Source organism: Streptomyces sp. NPDC059567 (genome assembly GCF_042735655.1).
Taxonomy (GTDB): domain Bacteria; phylum Actinomycetota; class Actinomycetes; order Streptomycetales; family Streptomycetaceae; genus Streptomyces.
On record NZ_JBHWBS010000026.1, the window covers coordinates 26,636 to 36,912 of the forward strand.

Annotated in this window: 6 protein-coding genes; 2 read left to right on the top strand and 4 right to left on the bottom strand. The window is 69.8% G+C overall.

Annotated elements, in window-relative coordinates; translation table 11 throughout:
* Window positions 1-105 precede the first annotated feature (105 nt).
* Window positions 106-1,644, bottom strand: a complete 1,539-nt coding sequence (locus tag ACFVZW_RS14730; protein WP_384520866.1) for a hypothetical protein — start codon at window positions 1,642-1,644, stop codon at window positions 106-108.
* Between the two features lie 1,225 nt (window positions 1,645-2,869).
* Here ACFVZW_RS14730 and ACFVZW_RS14735 point away from each other — a divergent pair.
* Window positions 2,870-3,340: a lamin tail domain-containing protein gene (locus ACFVZW_RS14735; protein ID WP_384520869.1), complete on the top strand. Its 471-nt coding sequence runs from the start codon at window positions 2,870-2,872 to the stop codon at window positions 3,338-3,340.
* 146 nt (window positions 3,341-3,486) lie between these two features.
* Here the strand turns inward: ACFVZW_RS14735 and ACFVZW_RS14740 are convergent, their stop codons facing one another.
* Genes ACFVZW_RS14740 through ACFVZW_RS14750 form a run of 3 tightly spaced genes read right to left on the bottom strand, consistent with a single transcriptional unit; the run spans window position 3,487 to window position 8,774 of the window.
* On the bottom strand, window positions 3,487-5,586 hold the full coding sequence (locus ACFVZW_RS14740) for a PQQ-binding-like beta-propeller repeat protein (protein WP_384520872.1): 2,100 nt from the start codon (window positions 5,584-5,586) through the stop codon (window positions 3,487-3,489).
* 23 nt (window positions 5,587-5,609) lie between these two features.
* Complete coding sequence (locus ACFVZW_RS14745; RefSeq protein ID WP_384520874.1) at window positions 5,610-7,805, bottom strand: serine/threonine-protein kinase; 2,196 nt, start codon at window positions 7,803-7,805, stop codon at window positions 5,610-5,612.
* A 6-nt stretch (window positions 7,806-7,811) separates the two neighbouring features.
* Window positions 7,812-8,774 (bottom strand): serine/threonine protein kinase, encoded by a 963-nt coding sequence (locus ACFVZW_RS14750; RefSeq protein ID WP_384520877.1) that lies wholly within the window; start codon window positions 8,772-8,774, stop codon window positions 7,812-7,814.
* A gap of 234 nt (window positions 8,775-9,008) precedes the next feature.
* Here ACFVZW_RS14750 and ACFVZW_RS14755 point away from each other — a divergent pair, with 234 nt between their 5' ends.
* The gene (locus tag ACFVZW_RS14755; RefSeq protein ID WP_384520879.1) at window positions 9,009-10,217 is read left to right on the top strand and encodes a S8 family peptidase; all 1,209 of its coding nucleotides are present in this window, start codon (window positions 9,009-9,011) and stop codon (window positions 10,215-10,217) included.
* Window positions 10,218-10,277 lie beyond the last annotated feature (60 nt).

Here is a 10,277-nt window from a genome sequence, read left to right on the forward strand (position 1 = left end):
CGAAATCGCGTTCTTTCCGGCCGATCCCGACGTTGACAGACCGGCTCCACAAGAAGATCGCTAACACGTTGTTACCGAGATCCAGTGAGCCGCGAGCCAAGAGCGTCAGTCCGGTAGATGGCGTCCCACGTGTCCGATGACGATCACCTTGTCGCTTTCGTCGAGGTACCAATAGATGCGAAGGCACTGATCGGGGCCGGTGGACTCGTCAACTTTGAGGTGTGGTTCCATGACAACTGGATTGTCCTTGTACTTCACTTCATAGTGACGCTTGTGCCGACGATCGCGTGCCGCAGGATTCTTTGCGGAATATCCATAGCCGAGATCGGCGAAGAACTCACCGAAGGGCTTCCCGAGGGTCCCGTCGCCCCACCGCCGGCCAGCGTCGGCAACGTCCAAGAGGGCTCTGTGTAGCTTCTCCGGATCCCTGTATTCGGAGAACTTCTTGATGCTTGCGTCAGCGCTTGGAAGGAAGACGAGATCGTCGCCGATTTCCGCCTTGGCATGCTCATAAGCCTCGGGCGCTGTCAGGGTCGATACGTTCGCATCGCGCGGCGTGGCTGATTGGCCATCATCGGCAGCGGGCTTAGTGGAGTACTGACTTACCAGCGCGTATTGTTCGCGCATTGCAGCGACATCCGTCAGGGCGGCGGCGAGATCCTCCTTGAGATCGTCGCGTTCCTCCCGAAGCCCGCGCAGCTCAGCGTCGGTGGTTTCGATGTACTCCTGAACCCAATGCGGGATGTCCCCGCTCTCGGCAAGCGCCTTCCGGCGTGCCGCTCGCATCCAGCCAAGAGCAGGATTCTCGGGTACCGACGCGGCGCTTACCGAACCCAGCCACCGCCTCAGCTCGTCGATTAGTGCCTCATCATCCTCAAGGAGGCGACTAGGCGTCCAATACTTGTGTTCATATGGGTTTGCGTCCGCCTTGAATTTCGGCCAATACAGGCGTACTGCCCCCTGCCAAGCGGAGCGCTCTGCCCCCACTCTGTTGCTCAATGCGCGCGCAGCAAGGTGAGTGGAGAGGTGTACGACATGAGCGAGCCCGGATAGTTCCTTGGCCAACTTCCTCAAATCGACGAGCGGCTGCCCGGTTGAAGGGTAATTTGTGGCAACGACAACTGGAAGTGCACGCTGGTCGTTCGTCAGCCATTCGACGAACTCGGGAATGTCGCCCGTGCGAAGCGTCGTGTGTGTCGGCCTTGTTGGTCGACCCGCATCAGATACTTCGAATTCTCGCAGGAGAGTGCGAACGATTGCCGGCGCAGAGAATTGATAGTTGGGTCGGCGGAGCTGGAAGCTATGGCTTCTCTGTTGGAGGCCGATTCGTACGGTTGCGCAGGCGGCCTTCCCTTGGGCTGCGAGCGCCAGACTCAACGTCCATCGCACCGAAGGGTCGTCCGTGCCGGGAAAGTGCCACAAGCAGCTCCAACCCGACGAGCCATCCTCGGTGGGCGCGTAGCGACTAACAGCCACCGTGTGTCCGCCACTCGCCTCGTGCTGCCCTTCGATGAGGAACTCGGGGGCGAGGTGGGTCGGTCGGCTGACCCACTCGCGGATCAGCCTCTCAGCTCGGTTGAGAGTGTCCCCTGGGGACTCTTCGTCGCCGGTTAGTAGGAGCTGACACGCATAGAGCTCGCGCATTCCGCCTCTTTCGGGCAATCTAAAACGAATCCGACATCCACATGTGGCGAGCTTCTATCTCGCTCTTTCATATCAAGTACCACGGGCGGGCGAGCCGCAAGCCCCCACTCGCGTCCAAAGAGGCTCTTCTCGAGCTGTCGCCGTCCGCATCGATGGGATCGAAGCGCATTGAAGCGAAGGTGGTATCTCCCCCCCATAACCTTGGCCGGAGCTCGGCAGTCCGGATGGTGGCCGCAGTGGAGGCGGAACGCCCCTGCCTTTGTGGCCAGCGCATGTCCACGCCCCACTGCGCCTGACTGTGATTACCCCGCGGTCGCGCAGCGCATACGCGGAATGTCGTTCGCTCAACCTCGGGAGGCTTCGCGGGTGTCGACCCTCGAGAGTCTGCTGAGAGCGCGGGCCGCCTTCCTTCAAGGGCGGCGCCGATGTACGGGCACGGGCCGAGCCCGAAGCCCCAAGTCCAATGACCTGTATAGGTGGCCGCCCGCCCATCTTGTGACGTCGTGGAGCAGTCGCCGCTGCGTGAGCGCTGCGTGAGCGGACTGGGCGGCACCAGGGTGGACCAGCCGTCACGTCGATCAGGGTCGCAAGCCTCTGATCAGCGAAAACAGGATTCGGCGGCACCGCCCAGCACAACCCGGGATGATCTTGCGGGCCCTCGTAATGCGTAGGTCTCGGGTTCGAATCCCGAAGGCGGCTCCACGAAAACCCCAGGTCGGATCTGATCCGACCTGGGGTTTTGTGGTTCAACGGATGCTGTGAACTCCGGCCCGCACACAGCGCTCGCATCACCCTGCGGCCCCGCGCCCAAACCCTCTCGGGTCGTGCGGGGCCGTAGCCGTTTTCGTCGTCCGGGTGTGCGAGGTCGGTCCGGTTGTGCGAAGAAACGTGCGGAACGGCTGTTACCCGGCCCGGTCAGGCGGTTGGCGTAGTGCGCCGGGTGGTGCGACCGGCGGTGCGCCGGAGCCGGCAAGGGCTTGCTGTTGATCGTTGAACGGGTGGGTGTAGCAGTCAGTGAATGTCAGGGTCACGCCTGTCGCATATGCGTGCCCGATGAAACCGACAGTTACGGAAATGTCCGCTTCCGGTAACGCCGCTCAGCAGGCCTCCCGGCGCGGCCGACGCGGCTGCAGAGTTTGGGTCCTCGGCCCGCACCGGACCGGGACCCGCACCGCTCTCACCAGCTGTATCGGCTGGTGGAGCACCGTTCTTGAGGAGACATCACTTGTCTGCTTCTTCGACCGCCCGCCGCGTCGCCGCCACCGCCCTCGCGGCCGGGGCGATCGTCTCCGCCGTCGCCCTGCCGGCGTCCGCCCACGACGGCGACCGCCACCGGAACCCGCAGGTGAAGATCAGCCGCGTCCAGGCCGACAGCCCCGGACGCGAGAACCGGTCCAACCGGTCGCTGAACGCCGAGTGGGTCGAGCTCACCAACACCACCCGCCACCCGGTGAACCTCAAGGGCTGGACCCTGCGGGATGAGGACGGCAACCGCTACCGCTTCAACGACTACCGCCTCGCCGGCCGCGCCACCGTCCGTATCCACACCGGCGAGGGCCGCGACACCCGCACCGACCTGTTCCAGGACCGCCGCGACTACGTCTGGGACAACAACCGCGACAAGGCCACCCTCCGCGACAACCGCGGCCGCACCGTCGACACCAAGTCCTGGAACAACCACCACCACCGCCGCTGACCCACCTACCGGTGCCCCGGTTTCCGCGAGATCACCGCGGAAGCCGGGGCACCGGCCCGTCGAAGGTGTGGTCTCTCAACGCCCCAACCCCAGGTCGGAACATCTCCGGCCTGGGGTTTCGTGGTTCAGGGGATGTGGCGCCGTAGTCAGAACACGGGCAGGGCGCCGAGTGTCGTGCCGTCCAGGACGAAGACGCGGTTCGCGTCGCCGGTGATCCAGTAGCGGTCGGGGTTCTTGATCATGCGGAACACCCACGACGGACGAGTCCCGGGGGCGAGGTCGATGACGTTGATGCCGCCCTCCTTCTCGTTGACGGTGACCGACCAGAGGCCGCTTCCCTGGACGACCAGGGGGCTCGGCGGATCGCATTCGAGGAGGGTGCCGAAGGCCCAGTCGGTTCCCCCTCCCGTCCGGAGGTCGTAGCGGAGGGGGAATTGGAGGACGGACGCGTACACGTGGTTGCCGTGGATGGTCGGCGGGCCCCACGAGACCGCGGCTGCGTTCGGGAGTTCGGGGTTCCTGGCCGTCCAGAGCTCCTTTCCGCCGACGATGTCGAGGGCCGAGAGGTGCTTTCCCGTCACGATCAGAGTGCGGTCCGAGAGGGCGAGCTGGGCCCGGCCGTCCGCGGACTGCTTGCGTCGGTCCCATGCCGCGCCGCCGTCGGCCGTGTCGAGGGCGATGACGTCTCCGTCCGACGCGGCGATGACCAGTCGGCCGTGAGCCGCCGATCCACGTGACGCGGCGTTCGTGCCGAGATCCGCGGCCACCTCGACGGTCCAGCGGATCTTGCCGTCGGACCGGCCGATGCTGCGCACACGCCTGTCCTTGGTGATCAGATACACGGCGTCGTCGTCCGCGGCGACGAGCGACGCGGCTTCCGCGGGAGACGTCCACTTCGGCTCGCCGGTCGAGGCGACGAAGGTCACGAGGGTGCCGTTCCGGTCGGTGGCCGCCACCAGTCGGTCGGAGAGTGACAGGTAGCGCTGCGCGGCCACGGTCTTGGGTGCCGACCAGCGGAGGCTGCCGTCGACGACGCTGCGCGCGGCGATGCCGCCGCCCGGCGCTCCGACGACGAGGACGTCCCGCACCGGGAGGGGCGCGGGCGAGTCGTCCGCCAGGGCCGAGGGGATGCTCCAGAGCGGCTCGGGGCTCTCGCCGAGGACGTAGTCGCCCTTCTGCGCGTCCAGGACGCGGGCCCGCGGTGTCGCAACGGCAGGAGGGATGTCGAAGGGGCCGCCCCCGCCCGCCCGTCGGCTCCACCATGCCGCGGTGCCGCCACCGACGGCGAGCACGGAGCCGCCGACGGCGAGGCCCGTCAGCAGGCGGCGACGGGAGACGGAGCGTGGTGCGACCCCGCCCACCACCGTCGTCAGCTGATGGAGGCCCTGCTCGCGGTAGGTGATGTCCGTCGCGATCGGTCCCTTCCGCCACGCGCGTTCGGCGCCTCGGGGCGGGTCGAAGGACCGGACGATCTGGTCCGGCAGCGGACGGGACGCCGGGTCCTGGGCGAGGCACGGGCCGATCAGCGGCTGGAGCACGGGCGGTACGCGGTCCAGGCGCGGCGCGCCGTGGACGACCTCGTACTGCACGGCGGCGACGTGCGAACCCTCGTACGCGTGCTGCCCGCTCGCCGCGTACACCAGGACGGCGCCCAGGGAGAAGACATCGGCCGGCGGGCCGACCCGCCGGCCGAGGACCTGCTCGGGCGCGCCGTAGCCGGGGGTGACCGGGATCTGGCCGGTGGTGGTGAGCGTGAGGCCGTGTTCGGGGCGGGCGATGCCGAAGTCGATGACGCGGGGGCCCGTCGCGGTGAGCACGATGTTGGCGGGCTTCAGGTCGCGGTGGACGAGCCCGGCGGCGTGGATGTCCCGGAGCGCGCGGGCGAGCGCCGCCGCCAAGGACCGTATCGTCGGTTCGTCGAGCGGTCCGTGGGAACGGACGGCGTCCGCGAGTGTCGGACCGGTCAGGAACTCGGTGGCGATCCACGGGCGGCCGCCCTCCGTCTGCGCGTCCAGGACACGGGCCACGGATCCGCTCGTGACCGCCCTGGCCATCTGCGCCTCGCGGACGAACCGACGCGTGAGGTCCGCGTCGTGCGTCAGATGGGGGTGCAGCACTTTGACGGCGGCGGCGCGCCCTTCGCCGTCCTGACCGACGTAGACCTTGCCCATGCCTCCTTCGCCCAGCACGGCGAGGATGCGGTACGGGCCCAGTCGGATCGGGTCTCCGGATTGCAGGGGCTTCATGGCGTGTGAGGCTTTCTGCTAGCTCAGGCGAGGGGGTACGCGGCGGTGTACTCGTCGCCGATGGCGATGAGCCGCTTGGCGGACTCGTGGGCGAAGTACCGCGCCTTGGCGGCCTTGAAGGGGCGGGAGACGGCGCCGGTTCGGATGTCCGCGGCCATCAGCCCGGAGGACGCCTTGCTGTACACGTACGCGATCCCGACCACGGGTGGCGTGTCGAGGTCCTCGGCCGTGACCGCGCGGGTCTTCTCCGTCCACCGCCGGGTGCCGCTCGCGGCGTCGAGCGCGACCATTCCGCGGCCTTCCTCCACTGCGTACACCACGCCGTCGTCGACGGCCGCGGGGCTGAACCGCGCTTCCGGAGTCCGTCCTTCGAAGCGCCAGGCCTCCTTGCCGTCCGCCAGGCCGAGCGCGACGAGTTCACCCGCCGCCGGGTACACGTGTCGGCCGTCCACGGCCAGGTGGGCCCTGCTGAGCGGCGGCTGCTCCCCGCCGAGGGGCCGGTTCCAGAGCGCCTTGCCCGTCCGTGCGTCGTGGACGACGAGGCGCGGTTCTCCGTCCGCGGACTGCTGGACGAGGACCAGGTACTCGCCCACGGCCCGGGCGGACAGGAAGTGCAGGCGCTCGGAGGCGTGGGGTCGGGCGGGGAGCGGAACATCCCAGAGCTTCCTGCCCGTACGGGTGTCGACGGCCAGCAGGAACCACGTCTGGTCCTTGTGGAAGCCGCTCTTCGTATGGGGGCCTCGTCCTGCTGCCAGGAAGACGGTCTCGCTCGTCGCGCAGAGCAGTTGGGTCCCGTAGAGGATCGCTCTCAGGTCCTTGAGCTCACTCAACGGGTCGCCGATCTTCCCGGTGGCCGGATCGACCGTGGAGACGGTGAGCGGGTCGGTCTCTTCGAGGGTGTAGTCGGCGGCGTAGATCTTCTTGCCGTCCGTGGCCGTCCGGCGCATGAACCAGAGGTCGGAGTCCGACCACTTGGCCTCCCCCGTCGCGGGGTCCAGGCCCTTCACGCCGTACTCCCCCACCAGGAGCAGTCCGTCCAGGACGAGCGGGGCGGGAGGGATGAGGGGGTCGGCGAAGCTGGTCTGCACCTGCCAGACGAGGTCCCATGTGGGCTTCTCCGGTGACGCGGTGGGCGTGGTGCCGGAGTTGCCGGAAGGGGTGCCCTCCGGACGGCCCAGCCAGGCCCAGGCTCCGACCGCTGCCGCGGCCAGTGCCGAACTTCCCCCGAGGGCAAGGAGCTTGCGGCGGGACAGGGTGGACGCGGGCGTCGGCTCGGCGCCCGGATAGGTCTCGGCGTGGGCGAGGGCGTGGTCCGGTGGCGCCGGAAGGCGGTGCGGCCGCGCGCGCCAGACGCCGCCGGCGCGCCGGGCTATCTCCAGAAGTACCGGCTCGGGTAGGTGTGCGGCGAAGTCGCCCTGCCCGTACTGCAGTTGGGCGGCGAGTTCGGTGGTGGTGGGGCGGTCGGCGGGGTTCTTGGCGAGGCAGCGGGTCAGGACCGGAACGAGGGCCGACGGTACGCCGGTGAGGTCGGGCTCGGCGTAGCGGACGCGGTAGAGGAGGTCCGCGTGCTGTCCCCCGCCGAAGGGCCCACGGCCGGTCGCCGCATAGGTGAGGACCCCGGCGAGGGCGAAGACGTCGCCGGCGGAGGTGTGTTCCTGGCCGGTCGCCTGCTCGGGGGACATGAACGCGGGCGTGCCCGCGGCGGCACCGGTGCGGGTGAGACGGTCGTCGCCGATGGCCCGGGCGATGCCGAAGTCGATGACCTTGGGGCCGTCCGCGGTGATCATGATGTTGGAGGGCTTGAGGTCCCGGTGGACGACGTCCGAGGCGTGGAGCTGGGATAGCGCCGCACACAGCAGGGCACCCAGTGCGCGGACGGCCGGCTCGGGGAGCGGGCCCGCGAGGGCGACGGCGTCGTCGAGGGGCGGTCCGAGGACGTACTCGGTGGCCAGCCACGGGGTTTCGGCCTGCGGGTCGGCGTCGAAGACCCGGGCACCGTGGACGGGTCCGATGACTCGGGCGGCGTCCACCTCGAGGCGGAAGCGGGCGCGGAAGGCCGGGTCGGTGGCGATGTGGGGGTGCATCGTCTTCAGCGCCGCCGTACGGCCGGTGGCCGAACGGGCGAGGTAGACGGTGCCCATACCGCCGCTGCCCAGGCGGGCGATGAGGCGGTACGCCCCGAGGCCGTGCGGGTCGTCGTGGGTGAGGGGGGAGAACATCAGCCGTCAGTCCAGGGCAGCAGGGGAAGGGAGTTCGGCGGCAAGGACCTGCGCCGACTGGCGTGCGAGCGCGGCGATCACGGCTGCCGGCAGGGGAATCGGAGCGACCGCGTCCAGAGCGGTGGGCGGATGCGCCGGCGTGGGTGCGTCCAGCACTGTGGCCCGATGTGCCGCCGTGGGTGTGTCCGGCACCGTGGCCCGATGTGCCGCCGCACTGGCGCCGTGCCCCAGGTGGGCGAGGACCTCGTGTGCCTGGGGACGCTTCGCGGGATCACGCGAGAGGCATGCCGAGATCACGGCACGCAGCGAGGTGGGCAGTTCCCGGCTTTCGGGCACGGTATGGCCGGTGCTCGCATGGGCGAGCACCGCACCCAGGGCGTACACGTCGCCCAGTGGCCGCGGCCGTCCACCGGACGCCTGCTCCGGGGCGAGGCTGCCGGAGTCCAGACCCGGCAGGCCGCTGCGCTGCTCACCGTCGGGTGCGGCGGCCCGTACCGCGCCGAAGCAACTGAGGCGGGGGCCTTCGGTGGTGAGCAGGACGGCGGCGGGGGACAGGCCCGCGTGCGTCACACCATGGGCGTGGGCCATGGCCAGCGTCTCGGCGAGGGCGGTGCCCAGGGCCCGTACGGTCGGCTCGGGCAGCGGACCGCCGTGCGCCCGCAGGGCGGCGGGCAGCGGGAGGGCGGGGACGTACGGCGTCGTGCACCAGGGGAGGTCCCCCGTGCCGCCGATCTCCTCGACCGGGAGGAACCCAGGCAACGAGAGCCGGCGGGCGCCCTCCGCCTCGATCGACCAGCGGGCCGGGTCCGCGCCGGGGAGCGGAAGGCGGGCGAGGTAGGTGCGGTCGCCGTCGGCGCTGCGGCCGATGAAGCGGCGTTCGGGAACGGTCCGATCGGACTCCGGGTCGAGCCGGGCCAGGAGGATGTGCGGCCCGGCCCATGGGGGGTCGTCGTGGCGTAGACGTTGCATGCGCGAACTCCCCCGGTCTGTGATGAGCGAGGACGAGCCTACTCACGCGTCCGTTCGGTCCCGGGGCCGGTATCGGCTCCCCTACGGGATTCGCTACCGGGGCGGCGCGACCGTTCCCCGCCCGAAGGGGGTTACTGCGTTCAGCGGGCGCATTGAACACTTCGCTACGTAATGTGATCGACAGTCACGTATGGTGATTGACCTTGATCGTTTCAGCGTGTTCATCTCAGGCCCATGCGTACACGAATGAGGTTCGCCCTCGCGGCGGCGGTCTCCGCCGTCCTGGCGATCGCCGGGCCCCTGTCGGTCTCGGCCCACTCCGCACCCTCCCCCTCGGGTGGCCCCGCGCTCGCCCCTCTCACCACCTCCACCTCCCCCAAGGCCATTCCGGGGCAGTACATCGTCACCCTGAAGGCGGGGCAGTCCCCCGCGGTCACCGCGCAGCAGGTGCCGGGCGTGAAGCCGCTCTTCACCTACAACCGCGTCTTCTCCGGCTACGCGGCCAAGCTGACCGCCGCTCAGCTGGACTCCGTCCGCAAGCTGCCGGGCGTCGCCACCGTCGAGCAGGACGCCACGGTCACCGTGGGACCCGTGCAGGCCAGGGGGGCCGCCGCGCGGGGCGTCGCGTACAGCTGGGGCCAGGACCGGGTCGACCAGCCCTATCTGCCGCTCAACAGCCAGTTCAACGTCAATGGCGACGGCAAGGGTGCCACCGCCTACATCCTCGACACCGGTCTGGAGTTCGGGCATGCCGAGTTCGACGGCCGGGCGCGGCCCGGCTTCGACGCGATCGGCGACGGCCGGAGCGGCGCCGACTGCAACGGCCACGGCACCCATGTCGGCGGCACCGTCGCCGGCGGGCGGTACGGCGTGGCGCGCGGGGCCTCCCTGGTCAGCGTCCGGGTCCTGAACTGCCAGGGTTCGGGTTCCTGGTCGGGCATCATCGCCGGCCTGGACTGGGTGGCGCAGAACGCCGTCCAGCCCGCCGTGCTCAACGGCTCGCTCGGCGGCCCGCGCAACACCGCCGTCAACAACGCCGCCACCGCCCTGGCCGCCCGGGGCGTGCTGCCCGTGTTCGCCGCGGGCAACGACGCCATCAACGCCTGCAACGTCTCGCCCGCCAGCGCCGCCGACGTGCTGACCGTCGGCGCCACCAACCACCTGGACGAGGAGACGGACTTCTCGAACTTCGGCGCATGCCTCGATCTCTACGCTCCCGGCGCGGCCATCATCTCCGCCAGGCTCGGCGGCGACAGCATCGCCCTGAACGGCACGTCCATGGCCGCCCCGCACGTGGCCGGAGTCGCCGTCCTCGCCAGGGCCCAGACCCCGTCGGCCACCCCGGCGGCCATCGCGACCTGGATCACCGATCACACCGTCAGGGGCGAACTGGTCGTCTCGGGGGGCTCCCCGAACCGACTGCTCCAGACCGGCGGGCTGTAGCCCCGTCGAACCCCGCAGGTGGGGGGGCCGCGCGGGCGCGGCCGCGGGGGGCCGCGGGGC

Coding starts and splice junctions, on each gene's coding strand:
- ACFVZW_RS14740 (WP_384520872.1), bottom strand. CDS start 5,586: ATGAAGCCCCTGCAATCCGGAGACCCGATCCGACTGGGCCCGTACCGC.
- ACFVZW_RS14750 (WP_384520877.1), bottom strand. CDS start 8,774: ATGCAACGTCTACGCCACGACGACCCCCCATGGGCCGGGCCGCACATC.
- ACFVZW_RS14745 (WP_384520874.1), bottom strand. CDS start 7,805: ATGTTCTCCCCCCTCACCCACGACGACCCGCACGGCCTCGGGGCGTAC.
- ACFVZW_RS14755 (WP_384520879.1), top strand. CDS start 9,009: ATGCGTACACGAATGAGGTTCGCCCTCGCGGCGGCGGTCTCCGCCGTC.
- ACFVZW_RS14730 (WP_384520866.1), bottom strand. CDS start 1,644: ATGCGCGAGCTCTATGCGTGTCAGCTCCTACTAACCGGCGACGAAGAG.